Genomic DNA, 13,930 nt, shown 5'->3' with positions numbered 1-13,930 from the left:
GCAAGACTCCCGTCCATCGGTCGGCATTGTCGAACACCTACCGGCAATACGCGCTAGAGTGTGACAACGCCAAGGGCCGGCATCGCTCTCACCCCCGAGGGCGCCAGAACCCCCGGCGGGACCCGGGGTTCGGTTACCCCTGGACGAAGGACAAAGGAGTCGCGGGTGTCCAGCTCCGACATCTTCATCGGCGAGACCATCGGTACCGCCATACTCATCCTGCTCGGCGGCGGCGTTTGCGCGGCCGTCACACTGAAGGCCTCCAAGGCCCGTAACGCCGGTTGGCTCGCCATCACCTTCGGGTGGGGCTTCGCCGTCCTGACGGCTGTGTACATCTCCGGACCGCTCTCCGGTGCGCACCTCAACCCGGCCGTCACCGTCGCCCTTGCCATCAAGAACAGCGACTGGACCAACGTTCCGACCTACCTCGCCGGGCAGCTGCTCGGCGCGATGATCGGCGCGACCCTGGTGTGGATCGCCTACTACGGACAGTTCCACGCCCACCTGACCGACAAGGAGATCGTCGGCGGTCCCGGCGCGCAGGCCACCGCGGCCAAGGCGGTCGAGGCCCAGGAGCAGGGCGCCGGTCCGGTCCTCGGCGTCTTCTCCACCGGTCCGGAGATCCGGAACGTGGCGCAGAACCTCGCCACGGAGATCATCGGCACCGTCGTGCTGATCCTGGCGGTCCTCACGCAGGGCCTGAACGACAAGGGCAACGGCCTCGGCACCCTCGGCGGTCTGATCACCGCGTTCGTGGTGGTGTCGATCGGTCTGTCCCTCGGCGGCCCGACGGGCTACGCGATCAACCCCGCCCGTGACCTGGGCCCCCGCATCGTGCACACCCTGCTGCCGCTGCCCAACAAGGGCGGTTCGGACTGGGCTTACGCCTGGATCCCGGTGGTCGGTCCGCTGATCGGCGGCGCGATCGCCGCAGGCATATACAACGTCGCCTTCGCTTAAGAACCACCTCGAAGCACGCGCCGTACGTACAGCCCCCTCACCACGGATCTTTCAGGAGCACACAGTGACCGACGCCCACACCGCAGGCCCGTTCATCGCGGCGATCGACCAGGGCACGACCTCCTCGCGCTGCATCGTCTTCGACCGGGACGGCCGCATCGTCTCCGTCGACCAGAAGGAGCACGAGCAGATCTTCCCGAAGCCGGGCTGGGTCGAGCACAACGCCAATGAGATCTGGACCAACGTCCAGGAAGTCGTCGCCGGCGCCGTCCAGAAGGCCGGCATCACCCGTGACGACATCAAGGCCATCGGCATCACCAACCAGCGCGAGACCACCGTGCTGTGGGACAAGAACACCGGTGAGCCCGTTTACAACGCCCTCGTCTGGCAGGACACCCGCACCGACGCCCTGTGCCGGGAGCTCGGGCGCAACGTCGGCCAGGACCGCTTCCGCCGCGAGACCGGCCTGCCGCTGGCCTCGTACTTCTCCGGCCCCAAGGCCCGCTGGCTGCTCGACAACGTCGAGGGCCTGCGCGAGCGCGCCGAGGCGGGCGACATCCTCTTCGGCACCATGGACACCTGGGTCATCTGGAACCTGACCGGTGGTGTCAACGGCGGCAAGCACGTCACCGACGTGACCAACGCCTCCCGCACCCTCCTCATGAACCTGCACACCATGCAGTGGGACGAGAAGATCGCCGAGTCCATCGGCGTGCCGCTGCAGATCCTGCCCGAGATCCGCTCCTCCGCCGAGGTCTACGGCGAGGTCACCGGCGGCACGCTGGGCGACCTGCTCGGCGGCATCCCGGTCGCCTCCGCGCTCGGCGACCAGCAGGCGGCCCTGTTCGGCCAGACCTGTTTCTCCGAGGGCGAGACCAAGTCCACCTACGGCACCGGCACCTTCATGGTGATGAACACCGGTGACAAGATCATCAACTCCTACGCCGGTCTGCTGACCACGGTCGGTTACAAGATCGGCGACCAGCCGACGGTCTACGCCCTCGAGGGCTCGATCGCCGTCACGGGCTCCCTGGTGCAGTGGATGCGCGACCAGATGGGCCTGATCTCCACCGCCGCCGAGATCGAGACGCTCGCGCTCTCGGTCGAGGACAACGGCGGCGCCTACTTCGTACCGGCCTTCTCCGGTCTGTTCGCCCCGCACTGGCGCTCCGACGCCCGCGGTGTGATCGCCGGTCTGACCCGGTACGTCACCAAGGCACACCTCGCGCGCGCCGTCCTTGAGGCCACCGCCTGGCAGACGCGGGAGATCGCCGACGCCATGGTCAAGGACTCCGGTGACGAGCTGGTGACCCTCAAGGTCGACGGCGGCATGACCGCCAACAACCTGCTGATGCAGACCCTCTCGGACGTCCTGGACGCACCCGTGGTGCGCCCGATGGTCGCCGAGACCACCTGCCTCGGCGCCGCCTACGCCGCCGGCCTCGCCGTCGGCTTCTGGTCCAGCACCGACGAACTGCGCGCCAACTGGCGCCGGGCCGCCGAATGGACCCCCCGCATGGACGCGGACACCCGCGACCGTGAGTACAAGAACTGGCTCAAGGCCGTCGACCGGACCATGGGCTGGATCGAGGACGAGAGCTGAGCGGCTCCCCCAGCTCAGCCATCTCTGACGAGGAGTAAGTACCCGACATGACCAGTCAGTCCACCCTGCAGACCGTGCCTGCCCTGGGGACGCACCCGGCCTCCGGCTCCAACCCGAGCCGCGCCGAGACCAGGGAGCAGCTCTCCAAGGCGTCGTACGACCTTCTGGTGATCGGCGGCGGCATCCTGGGCATCTCCACCGCCTGGCACGCCGCGCAGTCCGGCCTGAGGGTGGCTCTGGTCGACGCCGGTGACTTCGCCGGCGCCACCTCCTCCGCCTCCTCCAAGCTGCTCCACGGCGGTCTGCGCTACCTGCAGACCGGCGCGGTGAAGCTGGTGGCGGAGAACCACTTCGAGCGCCGTGCGGTCTCCCGCCAGGTGGCCCCCCACCTGGCGAACCCGCTCACCTTCTACCTCCCCGTGTACAAGGGCGGGCCGCACGGCGCGGCGAAGCTCGGCGCGGGCGTCTTCGCCTACTCCGCGCTCTCCGCGTTCGGTGACGGCGTCGGCCACCTGCTCTCGCCCGCCAAGGCGGCGCAGGACGTGCCCGAGCTGCGCACCGAGAACCTCAAGGCCGTCGCCGTGTACGGCGACGACCAGATGAACGACGCCCGCATGGCGCTGATGACGGTCCGCGCGGCCGTCGAGGCGGGCGCGGTCGTCCTCAACCACGCCGAGGTCACCGGCCTGCGCTTCACCAACGGCCGGGTCACCGGCGCCGACCTCAAGGACCGCACGTCCGGTGACGAGTTCGGGGTCAACGCCCGTCTGGTGCTGAACGCGACCGGCCCCTGGGTCGACCACCTGCGCAAGATGGAGGACCCGAACGCTGCGCCGTCCATCCGCCTGTCCAAGGGTGCGCACCTGGTCCTGAAGCGGACGTCCCCGTGGAAGGCCGCGCTGGCGACCCCCATCGACAAGTACCGCATCACCTTCGCCCTCCCCTGGGAGGACATGCTGCTGCTCGGCACCACCGACGAGGAGTTCGAGGGCGACCCGGCGGACGTGTCCGTCACCGAGAAGGACATAGCCCAGATCCTGGACGAGGCCGCGTTCTCCGTCCGGGACCAGCAGCTCAAGCGCGACCTGATCACCTACGCCTTCGCCGGTCTGCGGGTGCTGCCGGGCGGCCCCGGCGACACCGCCAAGGCCAAGCGGGAGACCGTGGTGACCGAGGGCAAGGGCGGCATGCTGTCCGTCGCGGGCGGCAAGTGGACGACGTTCCGCCACATCGGCCGTACGGTCATGCAGAAGCTGGAGGCGCTGCCGGGCCACCCGCTCGGCGACGACTTCGAGCCGATCTCCTCGCTGCCGAAGAAGCTGCCGCTGCCCGGCGTCGCCAACCCGCGCGCGGTCGCGCACCGCCTGCTGGTGGACGGCCCGGCCCCCGGCCCGCGCATGGCCGCGGACACCGCCAAGCACCTGGCCACCCACTACGGCTCCCTGGCCTTCGACATCGCCCGCCTGGCCAACGACAACCCGGAGCTGGCCGAGCGTGTCCACCCCGACGCCCCGGAGATCTGGGCGCAGGTCGTGTGGGCCCGCGACCACGAGTGGGCCGAGACGCCGGACGACGTGCTGCGCCGCCGGACCACGCTGACCATCCGCGGCCTGGCCACGGACGAGGTCCGCGCGAAGGTCCAGGACCTGCTCGACAAGAAGTAGACCTCGGTGGCGGCCGGCCCACTTCCCTGACCAGGACCGGCCGCCACCGCAGCGCCGGACCGCCGCACCGGGTCCGGACGACCGGGAGGGGCGTCCCCGCGCCGACGGGGGCGCCCCTCCCGCCTGCCCGGAGAGCCGGGCCGCCCAGCCCGCATAATGAGGCAGAGACATCCGATGTCTGAGGCGTGGGGCGGGCGACAGGAGGCCGGGCATGGCAGTCACCGACGAGGCGATCGAGAAGATCAAGGGCATGATCGTCTCCGGTGCGCTGCGCCCCGGCGACCGGCTCCCCAAGGAGAGCGAGCTGGCCGCCGAGCTGGGCTTGTCCCGCAACTCGCTGCGGGAGGCCGTGCGGGCCCTGTCGCTGATCCGGATCCTGGACGTGCGCCAGGGCGACGGCACGTACGTCACCAGCCTCGACCCGCAACTGCTGCTGGAGGCGATGAGTTTCGTCGTGGACTTCCACCGCGACGACACCGTGCTGGAGTTCCTGGCGGTGCGCCGGATCCTGGAACCGGCCGCGACGGCGATGGCGGCCCTCTGGATCAGTGACCGGCAACTGGACGCACTGTCCGCCCAGTTGGACGCGCTGGGCGAGGATCCCTCGGTGGAGGAACTGGTCGCGGCCGACCTGGAGTTCCATCGCGGCATCGTGCGCGGCGCCGGCAACTCGGTGCTGTGCTCGCTGCTGGACGGCCTGTCGGGGCCGACCACCCGGGCCCGGATCTGGCGGGGCCTCACCCAGGAGGACGCCGTCGGCCGCACCCTGCGCGAGCACCGGGCGATCCTCGCCGCGCTGCGCGACCGGGACGCGGAGGCCGCCCGCTCCTGGGCGACCGTGCACATCGCGAGCGTGGAGCAGTGGTTGCGCAGCACCCTGTGAAACGCCGTGCGCGGCCGTCCCGGCTCCCTGTTGACGGGGGGTGTTCCACGGTGGCGAACGGGGCAGTGATCCGTTCACTCCCCCACGCAAGGGGGCTGCGGGCGCCCCCGCCGGACGCCGTAAGGTTGGTGAGTCAAGCGAGGGCACGTCGGAAGGAGGCACTGGGTGATCGAGCTGGAGGGGGTTCCCGAGCTGATCGACCCAGTCATGGTGGCCGCGTTCGAGGGCTGGAACGATGCCGGCGACGCCGCCTCCACGGCGGTCGCGCATCTGGAACGCGAGTGGAAGGGCGAGGTGTTCGCGGCGCTGGACGCCGAGGACTACTACGACTTCCAGGTGAACCGGCCCACGGTGTTCATGGACGGCGGAGTGCGAAAGATCACTTGGCCGACGACCCGGCTGTCGGTGGTCCGCGTCGGCGGCGAGAAGCCGCGCGACCTGGTGCTGGTCCGCGGCATCGAACCGTCCATGCGGTGGCGCTCGTTCTGCAACGAACTGCTCGGCTTCGCGCACGAGCTGGGCGTGGAACTGGTGGTCATCCTGGGCGCCCTGCTCGGTGACACCCCCCACACGCGTCCGGTGCCGGTCAGCGGGGTGACGTCGGACCCGGACCTGGCGCAGCGCATGGACCTGGAGGAGACCAAGTACGAGGGTCCGACGGGCATCGTCGGCGTCCTGCAGGAGGCGTGCACGCACGCCGGCGTCCCGGCGGTGTCGCTGTGGGCGGCCGTACCGCACTACGTCTCCCAGCCGCCCAACCCGAAGGCCACGCTGGCGCTCCTCAACCGACTCGAGGACCTGCTCGACCTGCGGATCCCGCAGGGCGAGCTGCCCGAGGACGCGCGGGCCTGGCAGGTGGGCGTGGACCAGCTGGCCGCCGAGGACAGCGAGGTCGCCGAGTACGTCCAGACGCTGGAGGAGGCCCGGGACACCGCGGAGCTGCCGGAGGCGTCCGGGGAGGCGATCGCCCGCGAGTTCGAGCGGTATCTACGGCGCCGGGACGTGGGCCCTCCGGGCGGTAAGCAGAGGCCTCCGGCCGGGGGCGGCGGCTCCAAAGAGGGTGACGACGAGGACAGCCCGGAAGGCTGAGGTACGGAGAAGGGGGCGCCCCCGCTGGAGGCGCCCCCTTCTCCGTGTTGCCCATGCGCTACGGGGTGCCACGACATGCCGTCGCGCGTGTGACGGCCCGTCGTGGCTTCTCGCGCAGTTCCCCGCGCCCCTTTCGGGGCGCCTCCCTTCCGGGCGTTTAGAGGGCCACCCCGAGCAGCGCGTCCACCGCCCGTGTGACCAGGCCCGGGGCGCCGCTGTCGGTCCCGCCCTCCTGCTCCTGCCGGGCCGCCCAGCGGTCCACGGCCGCGAGTGCGGCGGGGGCGTCCAGGTCGTTGGAGAGGGCCTCGCGGATCTCCTCGACCAGGGCGTCGGCGGAGGGGCCGTCGGGGCGGGAGACGGCCGCGCGCCAGCGGCCGAGGCGGCTGACGGCGTCCTTGAGGACCTGGTCGGTCCACTCCCAGTCGGCGCGGTAGTGGTGGGCCAGCAGGGCGAGCCGGATGGCGGCGGGGTCGACGCCGTCGCGGCGCAGCGCCGAGACGAAGACGAGGTTGCCCTTGGACTTGGACATCTTCTCGCCGTGCAGGGCGACCATGCCGGCGTGGACGTAGGCCTTGGCCATGGGGAACTCGCCGGTGAGGACCTGGGCGTGCGAGGCGCCCATCTCGTGGTGCGGGAAGGCGAGGTCGGAGCCGCCGCCCTGGACGTCGAAGCCCATGCCGAAGTGGTCCAGTGCGATGGCCACGCACTCGATGTGCCAGCCGGGGCGGCCGGGGCCGAGGGAGGCGCCGTCCCAGCTGGGCTCGCCCTCACGGGCCGCCATCCACAGCATCGGGTCCAGCGGGTTCTTCTTGCCCGGGCGGTCCGGGTCGCCGCCGCGCTCGGCGGACAGCAGCCGCATGGCGGCCGCGTCCAGGTTCGAGACCTCGCCGAAGTGCGGGTCGGACTCGACGGAGAAGTAGATGTCGCCCTCCAGCTCGTAGGCCGCGCCGAGGTCGCGCAGCCGCTCCACGAGCGGGACGATGCCGGGTATCGCCTCGACGGCGCCTATGTAGTGCTGGGGCGGGAGCAGCCTGAGCGCGGTCATGTCCTCGCGGAAGAGGGCCGTCTGCTGCTCGGCGAGGGCGACCCAGTCGACGCCGTCCCGCTCCGCGCGCTCCAGCAGCGGATCGTCGACGTCGGTGACGTTCTGGACGTAGTGGACCTGCCGCTTGGTGTCGAGCCACACGCGCTGAACGAGGTCGAACGCGTTGTAGGTCGCCGCGTGACCCAGGTGGGTCGCGTCGTACGGGGTGATGCCGCAGACGTAGATACGGGCGACGGGACCGGGGTCGAGGGTGACGAGGCCGCCGGTCGCGGTGTCGTGGATCCTCAGGTCGCGGCCCTGACCAGGCAGGGCGGGGACCTCGGAAGCGGGCCAGGCATGCATGTACATGAGCCTAACCGGCCACGAGCCGCGCATACGAATGGGATCTCGCTGGATGGCCGGTTCTGCGGTCTTGTACATGCGCGGCAGGTGTGCTCACACGGGCGGCCAGGGGATGGCCGGCCACTCCCCGCCCGGTTCCGGGTGCACGCCCGTGGTGAGCAGCGTGTCGACACGCGCGCGCGTGGCGTCGATCTCAGCCGGGGTGATCAGCCCGGTCAGCCGCTCCCCCAGCGGCCCGACGAGGGTGTGCCGCAGCCCCTCGAGGACGTCGACGGCGTCGGCGGTCAGTGGCTCCCCGGCCCAGCCCCACAGCAGGGTGCGCAGCTTGTTCTCGCTGTTGAAGGTGACGCCGTGGTCGATGCCGTAGAGCCGGCCGTCGGGGGTGGGCAGCAGATGGCCGCCCTTGCGGTCGGCGTTGTTGATCACCGCGTCGAGGACGGCGAGCCGGCGCAGCCGCTCGTCGTCGGCGTGCACCAGGAGCGCGGTGCGGCCCTCGCCGACCTCGGCGAGACCGATCGCCTTCCAGCCGGGCTCCGGCTCCTCGGCGTCGACGAGGGCGAGCAGCTCCGTGTCGGCCTGGACGTCGATCCACAGCTGGCACATGCCCTCGCCGTACGGCCCGTCGCGCAGCACGGTCGGCGGGACGAGCCCCCAGCCGGTGGCCTCGGAGACCTCGTAGGCGGCCACCTCGCGGCCGGCCAGGGTGCCGTCGGGGAAGTCCCACAGCGGGCGCTCCCCGGCCACCGGCTTGTAGATGCAGGAGGCTTCCCGGCCGTCGAGGGCGACGGTGCAGAACAGGGCGGCGTTGGACGCCTCGCGGATCCGGCCGCGCACGGTCAGCTCGCCCCCGGCGAGCAGCTCGGCGGCGACGGCGTCGGCCTCCGCGTCGGCAGCCGTCACGCTCCGCGGCGGTATCCGTTCTGGCGCGGACATACGTGTCCTTCCGGATCGAGCGGGAGGCTGCACAGCGGGCACGGCGGCCGCCCGGCGTTGACGACGTCGAGGGCGCGTTTGGCGAAGGCCCGGGCCTGCGCGCCGGTCAGCCGGACCCGCAGCATCGGGGGCCCGTTCTCCTCGTCCTGGAGCAACCGCTCCTCGGCCTCGGCGAGGTCTTCCTCGGTGTCGGCGTCCAGCTCCACGAGAGCCTGCGCCTCGACGATCATGCGCTGTTCCTCGCCGTCCCAGGCCAGTGCCATGGTGCCGACGCGGAACTCCTCCTCGATGGGGGTCTCCAGCGGGGCGGTGTCGGCGATCTCGGTGGGCGCCACGGCGGGGACGGCGGCGCTGCCGCCACTACGGCGTACGACCTCGTCGAGCAGTTCGTCCATACGCTCGGCGAGCGCGGCCACCTGGGTCTTCTCCAGAGCCACGCTGGTCACCCGGGAGCCTGCGGTGGCCTGGAGGAAGAACGTACGGCGTCCGGGCAGCCCGACCGTGCCGGCCACGAAGCGGTCCGGCGGGTCGTAGAGGAACACCTGACGGGACACGTCCTGTCTCCATTGAGAGTGAGTGCGGTGAGAGTGGGTGCGGAAAGTGCGTTCGAGGGCGACTGTGTGGATCGCTTCACCCTACTGCGGCCGACGATCACGGTGCGCCCGCACCACCCCCGACCGGTGCGTCGCCCTCACCAGGGTCCTCGCGCGGGGCGAGCGAAGCGAAATCCCCGGTGTCGCCGAGGCGAACGAGGAACGGCCTCAGGCGGGTGTAGCGGATCGCGGTGACGGAACACGGTTCCACGGAGATCCGCTGGAAGAGGTCGAGATGGAGTCCGAGGGCATCGGCGACCAGGGACTTGATGATGTCACCGTGGGAGCACATGAGGTAGACGGCGTCGGCGCCGTGGTCGCGCTCCACGCGCGCGTTCCACTCGCGTACGGCCTCGGCCGCGCGGGTCTGCATGGCCCGCATGGACTCCCCGCCGGGGAAGGCCGCGGCCGACGGGTGGGCCTGGACGACCTCCATCAGCGGCTCGTCCTTCAGCTCGGCGAGCTTGCGGCCGGACCAGTCTCCGTAGTGGCACTCCCCGATCCGCTCGTCGGTGTGGGCGCGCAGGCCCGGGCGGGCCTCCAGCAGCGGCCGTACGGTCTCCTGGCAGCGCTGGAGGGGGCTGGTGACGACCTCGGAGAGCGGCAGGGCGGCGAGCCTGGCGGGCAGGGCGGCGGCCTGGGCGGCGCCGCGCTCGTCCAGGGTGACGCCTGGCGTCCATCCGGCGAGCACCCCGGAAGTGTTGGCGGTGGAACGTCCGTGCCTGACGAGGATCAGCGTGGGCATGCGGCCCAGGGTAGGCGTATGAGCACCTGCACCGGCGACCGGGCGAAGGGAGAATGCGCTCCGTGATCGTGGACTGCGCCATCTACCGGCACGGGCTCCGTACCGAGGGCCCGGAGGACCTGTCCGACGCGCTCGCCGAGGCGCGGGCGGCGGGCGGGTTCGTATGGATCGGCCTGTACGAGCCGTCCGAGCGGGAGTTCGACCTGGTCACCCGGGAGTTCGGGCTGCATCCGCTGGCGGTCGAGGACGCGCTCAAGGCGCATCAGCGGCCCAAGCTGGAGGTGTACGACGACTCGCTGTTCATGGTCCTGAAACCGGTCGTGTACGAGGCCGAGAGCGACACGGTCTCGGCCGGCGAGGTCATGCTCTTCGTCGGTGACTGCTTCGTGGTCACGGTCCGGCACGGCGAGGGCTCGCCGCTGGCCGCCGTACGGCGCCGGCTGGAGGAGGAGCCGGAGATGCTCGACAAGGGCCCGACCGCCGTGCTGTACGCGGTCTCCGACGCCGTCGTCGACCACTATCTGGAGGTGGCGACGGAGCTGGGGAACGACCTGGAGGAGCTGGAGGCGGAGGTGTTCCGGCCGGAGGGCGGCGGCTCACGCGACATCGCGTCGCGGATCTACGGCTTCAAACGGCAGGTGCTGGAGTTCCGCCGGGCCACCGGCCCGCTGACGCTGCCGCTGACCCGGCTGGCGGGCACGGGACAGTTCGGCGGCGGGGTGCCCTTCGTGCAGGACAAGGCCCGCCCGTTCTTCCGGGACGTGGGCGACCACCTGACGCGGGTGAACGAGTCCGTGGAGGCACTGGACCGGTTGGTGTCGGACGTCCTGTCGGCGCATCTGGCGCAGATGAGCGTGCGGCAGAACGACGACATGCGGAAGATCTCCGCGTGGGCGGCGATGGCCGCGGTCCCGACGATGATCGCGGGGATCTACGGCATGAACTTCGACCACATGCCGGAACTGCACTGGTTGTGGTCGTATCCGGCGGTGATCCTGGTGATGGCCGCCCTGGAGGTGCTGCTGTACCGGCTGTTCAAGCGGCGCGGCTGGCTGTGAGGCCCTCGGTTCCGCGGCTCGGGCGGACTCGTGGGCGGGCGCTGCGGGGCCGCCGAGTCGCTGACGAGACCGATGCCGTGCCGCTCCAGGAGCAGGGTGCAGTCGGTCTCCGGCGGTACGGCGACGGGGGTGAGCCCGTCCGTGCTTGCCCTCGTCGGCGCCGTGGCGGGCGGTCTTCGGGGCCGGCGCGCGTTCGCCGTCGCCGCCGCCGGGGAGTCCCAGACGGCCGGAAGAAGGAACACGAGCGTCGTAACCGCGTGGCGGCCGGCGCGTTGTTCCCGGTGACGGCCGTGGCGGGGAAGACCCCCGAGCCCCCACCACGGCCGCTGAACCCTCCTAGGCCAGACCGGCGCGCTCCAGGGCCTCACTGCCGGCCCGCAGGGAGGCGATCCGTTCCTCCAGGGTGAAGCCGGCCGGGGACAGGCTGAGCGTGGTGACACCGGCGGCGGCGTAGGCCTTCATCCGGTCGGCGATGCGGTCCACGGAGCCCAGCAGTGTCGTCTTGTCGATGAGGTCCTGCGGGACCGCGGCCGCGGCGCCCTGCTTGTCGCCGGACAGGTACTTCTGCTGGATCTCGGCGGCTTCCTTCGCGTACCCCATGCGCTGGGCGAGCTGGTTGTAGAAGTTCTGCTTGGCGCTGCCCATGCCGCCGACGTACAGCGCGGTGTAGGGCCGGAAGGTGTCGGCGAGCCGGGCCACGTCCTTGTCGTCGCCGACGGCGATCGGCAGGGTCGGGCACACGTCGAACCCGTCGAGGGTCTTGCCGGCCTTCTCCCGCCCCGCGCGCAGGTACGTCAGGGTGGTGTCCTCGAGGTGTTCGGCGGCGGGGAAGATCAGCAGGGCGCCGTCGGCGATCTCGCCGGTCTGCTCCAGGTTCTTCGGGCCGATCGCGGCGATGTACAGCGGGATGTGCTCGCGCTGCGGGTGCACGGTCAGCTTGATCGGCTTGCCCGGGCCGCCCGGCAGCGGCAGCGTCCAGTGCTCGCCCTCGTACGTCAGCCGCTCCCGCGTCATGGCCCTCCGTACGATCTCCACGTACTCACGGGTGCGGGCCAGCGGCTTGTCGAACTTGACGCCGTACCAGCCCTCGGAGACCTGGGGCCCGGACACCCCGAGCCCGAGCCGGAACCGCCCGCCGGACAGCGAGTCGAGCGTCGCGGCCGTCATCGCGGTCATCGCGGGCTGGCGGGCCGGGATCTGGAAGATGGCCGAGCCGACGTCGATGCGCTCGGTCTGCGCGGCGACCCAGGACAGCACCGTCGCCGCGTCGGAGCCGTACGCCTCGGCGGCCCAGCACACGGAGAAGCCCAGCCGGTCGGCCTCCTGGGCCACGGCCAGATTGTCCCCGTCCATTCCGGCACCCCAGTAGCCGAGGTTGATCCCGAGCTCCATGGCCGATTCCCCTTACCCGTGAGTAACGTCGTTGTCGGGGGTGACCCTAGCGCGGATACCCGGCCACGGCACCGGGTGCCCGGCGTCCGACCCGGTTGTCCACAGGCAACCCACCGCTCCTGTTCTGGCCAGTAATCTCGCCCGCATGGAGCAGAGGCATCTCGGCCGTACCGGCCTGCGCGTGTCCCGCATCGGACTCGGCACCCTCACCTGGGGACGGGACACCGACGAGCACGACGCCGCGGACATGCTGAAGGCGTTCTGGGAAGCCGGCGGAACCCTCGTCGACACCGCCGACGTGTACGGCGACGGAGAGGCGGAGTATCTGCTCGGGCAGCTGATGGACGGCCTGGTGCCACGCCGGGACCTGGTGATCTCCACCAAGGCGGGCAGCGTCCCCGACCCCGACCGCCGCTTCGACGGCTCCCGCGGCCATCTGCTCGCCGCACTCGACGCGTCCCTGGCCCGCCTCGGCACGGACTACGTCGACCTGTGGCACGTCCACGCCTACGACCCCGACACCCCGCTGGAGGAGACGCTCCAGGCCCTGGACATAGCGGTGGGCAGCGGCCGCGCCCGCTACGCCGGTGTCTCCAACTTCTGCGGCTGGCAGCTGGCGAAGGCGGCCACCTGGCAGCTCGCGGCGCCCGGCACGAGAACCCGGCTGGCCAGCACACAGATGGAGTACTCGCTGCTGCAGCGGGGCGTGGAGCGCGAGGTGCTGCCCGCCGCGCTGGACCTCGGCGTGGGGCTGCTGCCCTCCTCCCCGCTCGGCCGGGGCGTCCTCACCGGCAAGTACCGGCACACCACTCCCGCGGACTCACGCGGCGCCTCCGAGCACCTGGCCCCGTTCGTGGAGCCGTATCTGGACGACACGGCGACCCGCATCGTGGACGCGGTGACGACCGCCGCCGACGGGCTCGCCGTCACCCCGCTCCAGGTGGCCCTCGCCTGGGTCCGGGACCGGCCCGGCGTGGCCGCGCCGATCGTCGGCGCGCGCACCGCGCTGCAGCTCACGGCGGCATTGTCAGTGGAGGCCCTTAGTCTTCCTGACGAGATCTGCAGGGCGCTGGACGATGTGTCGGCGCCCGTGCACCGCTATCCCGATCACGACTGGAGCACGCTGTGAGCACGGAGCCGGAGACCACGGAGGAAGCCGGGCCGGGGACGCCGGACACACCCGGGACCCCGGGCCGGGACACCGCGCCCGAGGAAGGCCGTGCGGACGGCGACGGTGGCGCCGCGGGCGGCGAGGTCACCGACGAGAGCTCCGAAGGCCCGCACGGCGACGGCGGTGCCGACGGCGACGCGGACGGCGAGGGCGACGCGGACGGTGCGGACGCGTCCCAGTTGTCCGAGGCGGAGGCCGAGTTGGCCGCGCAGCGGATCGAGCGGGAGCGGATCGAGCGGCGCAAGGCCGAGAAGAAGAGCCCGATCCAGAGCGGCACGAAGCTCAGCGGCCAGGCCGCCGACCTGCTCGCGGCGGTGCGGGCCGTGGAGAGCGGCGAGAAGCCGGCGGCCACGGTGTTCCATGGCCTGGTCGGCCGTGAGGATCTTGTCGCGCTCGATGTCCTCGCGGATCTTCTCGATCGGCTGGCTGGAGTGCTTGGCCAGCATCTCCTC

General features: G+C 71.4%; 12 protein-coding genes and 3 pseudogenes. 8 read left to right on the top strand and 7 right to left on the bottom strand.

Annotated elements, in window-relative coordinates; translation table 11 throughout:
- Window positions 1-165: 165 nt before the first annotated feature.
- The 5 genes from ACWC94_RS27870 (at window position 166) to ACWC94_RS27850 (ending at window position 6,199) form a co-directional block, all read left to right on the top strand.
- On the top strand, window positions 166-960 hold the full coding sequence (locus ACWC94_RS27870; protein WP_450799852.1) for an MIP/aquaporin family protein: 795 nt from the start codon (window positions 166-168) through the stop codon (window positions 958-960).
- A 64-nt stretch (window positions 961-1,024) separates the two neighbouring features.
- Entirely contained in the window at window positions 1,025-2,563 is a 1,539-nt protein-coding gene (glpK, locus tag ACWC94_RS27865) for a glycerol kinase GlpK (protein ID WP_450799851.1), read from the top strand.
- A 47-nt stretch (window positions 2,564-2,610) separates the two neighbouring features.
- Window positions 2,611-4,227: an FAD-dependent oxidoreductase gene (locus ACWC94_RS27860; protein ID WP_450799850.1), complete on the top strand. Its 1,617-nt coding sequence runs from the start codon at window positions 2,611-2,613 to the stop codon at window positions 4,225-4,227.
- Between the two features lie 211 nt (window positions 4,228-4,438).
- Window positions 4,439-5,110 (top strand): FadR/GntR family transcriptional regulator, encoded by a 672-nt coding sequence (locus ACWC94_RS27855; protein WP_450799849.1) that lies wholly within the window; start codon window positions 4,439-4,441, stop codon window positions 5,108-5,110.
- A gap of 165 nt (window positions 5,111-5,275) precedes the next feature.
- A complete protein-coding gene (locus ACWC94_RS27850; protein ID WP_450799848.1) occupies window positions 5,276-6,199 on the top strand; it encodes a PAC2 family protein in 924 nt (307 codons plus the stop codon).
- A gap of 157 nt (window positions 6,200-6,356) precedes the next feature.
- On the opposite strand, the gene mshC is transcribed toward ACWC94_RS27850, so the two are convergent.
- The 4 genes from mshC to ACWC94_RS27830 form a co-directional block, all read right to left on the bottom strand.
- On the bottom strand, window positions 6,357-7,586 hold the full coding sequence (gene mshC, locus ACWC94_RS27845; RefSeq protein WP_450799847.1) for a cysteine--1-D-myo-inosityl 2-amino-2-deoxy-alpha-D-glucopyranoside ligase: 1,230 nt from the start codon (window positions 7,584-7,586) through the stop codon (window positions 6,357-6,359).
- Window positions 7,587-7,679: 93 nt separating this feature from the next.
- Window positions 7,680-8,519 (bottom strand): SCO1664 family protein, encoded by an 840-nt coding sequence (locus ACWC94_RS27840; protein ID WP_450799846.1) that lies wholly within the window; start codon window positions 8,517-8,519, stop codon window positions 7,680-7,682.
- Window positions 8,483-9,073, bottom strand: a complete 591-nt coding sequence (locus tag ACWC94_RS27835; RefSeq protein ID WP_351242613.1) for a DUF3090 domain-containing protein — start codon at window positions 9,071-9,073, stop codon at window positions 8,483-8,485. Before ACWC94_RS27835 ends, ACWC94_RS27840 begins: the two co-directional genes overlap by 37 nt.
- Before the next feature lie 97 nt (window positions 9,074-9,170).
- Window positions 9,171-9,857: a histidine phosphatase family protein gene (locus ACWC94_RS27830; RefSeq protein ID WP_450799845.1), complete on the bottom strand. Its 687-nt coding sequence runs from the start codon at window positions 9,855-9,857 to the stop codon at window positions 9,171-9,173.
- A 62-nt stretch (window positions 9,858-9,919) separates the two neighbouring features.
- Between ACWC94_RS27830 and corA the strand changes: the two genes are divergently transcribed.
- On the top strand, window positions 9,920-10,915 hold the full coding sequence (gene corA / locus ACWC94_RS27825; RefSeq protein WP_450799844.1) for a magnesium/cobalt transporter CorA: 996 nt from the start codon (window positions 9,920-9,922) through the stop codon (window positions 10,913-10,915).
- Between the two features lie 29 nt (window positions 10,916-10,944).
- On the opposite strand, the pseudogene ACWC94_RS27820 reads toward corA, so the two are convergent.
- Window positions 10,945-11,116 (bottom strand): annotated as a pseudogene (locus ACWC94_RS27820) (ferritin-like domain-containing protein); the annotation flags it as partial.
- Window positions 11,117-11,251: 135 nt separating this feature from the next.
- Window positions 11,252-12,307 (bottom strand): LLM class F420-dependent oxidoreductase, encoded by a 1,056-nt coding sequence (locus tag ACWC94_RS27815; RefSeq protein WP_450799843.1) that lies wholly within the window; start codon window positions 12,305-12,307, stop codon window positions 11,252-11,254.
- Window positions 12,308-12,452: 145 nt separating this feature from the next.
- Here ACWC94_RS27815 and ACWC94_RS27810 point away from each other — a divergent pair, with 145 nt between their 5' ends.
- Together ACWC94_RS27810 and ACWC94_RS27805 are read left to right on the top strand one after the other, a co-directional pair.
- The gene (locus tag ACWC94_RS27810; RefSeq protein ID WP_450799842.1) at window positions 12,453-13,436 is read left to right on the top strand and encodes an aldo/keto reductase; all 984 of its coding nucleotides are present in this window, start codon (window positions 12,453-12,455) and stop codon (window positions 13,434-13,436) included.
- Window positions 13,433-13,837: pseudogene (locus ACWC94_RS27805) on the top strand (DNA helicase RecD); the annotation flags it as partial. The gene ACWC94_RS27810 and the pseudogene ACWC94_RS27805, both read left to right, overlap by 4 nt.
- On the opposite strand, the pseudogene ACWC94_RS27800 reads toward ACWC94_RS27805, so the two are convergent.
- A pseudogene (locus tag ACWC94_RS27800) lies at window positions 13,832-13,930 on the bottom strand (ATP-dependent Clp protease proteolytic subunit); the annotation flags it as partial. The pseudogenes ACWC94_RS27805 and ACWC94_RS27800 sit on opposite strands and share 6 nt — an antisense overlap.

This window comes from Streptomyces sp. NPDC001135 (assembly GCF_053598395.1).
This window is presented reverse-complemented; position numbering and strand designations above follow the sequence as displayed.

Excerpts from the sequence above, each read along its gene's own strand:
- mshC (WP_450799847.1), bottom strand. The coding sequence starts at position 7,586 with ATGCATGCCTGGCCCGCTTCCGAGGTCCCCGCCCTGCCTGGTCAGGGC.
- ACWC94_RS27815 (WP_450799843.1), bottom strand. The coding sequence starts at position 12,307 with ATGGAGCTCGGGATCAACCTCGGCTACTGGGGTGCCGGAATGGACGGG.
- ACWC94_RS27840 (WP_450799846.1), bottom strand. The coding sequence starts at position 8,519 with ATGTCCGCGCCAGAACGGATACCGCCGCGGAGCGTGACGGCTGCCGAC.
- ACWC94_RS27810 (WP_450799842.1), top strand. The coding sequence starts at position 12,453 with ATGGAGCAGAGGCATCTCGGCCGTACCGGCCTGCGCGTGTCCCGCATC.
- ACWC94_RS27860 (WP_450799850.1), top strand. The coding sequence starts at position 2,611 with ATGACCAGTCAGTCCACCCTGCAGACCGTGCCTGCCCTGGGGACGCAC.
- ACWC94_RS27830 (WP_450799845.1), bottom strand. The coding sequence starts at position 9,857 with ATGCCCACGCTGATCCTCGTCAGGCACGGACGTTCCACCGCCAACACT.
- ACWC94_RS27855 (WP_450799849.1), top strand. The coding sequence starts at position 4,439 with ATGGCAGTCACCGACGAGGCGATCGAGAAGATCAAGGGCATGATCGTC.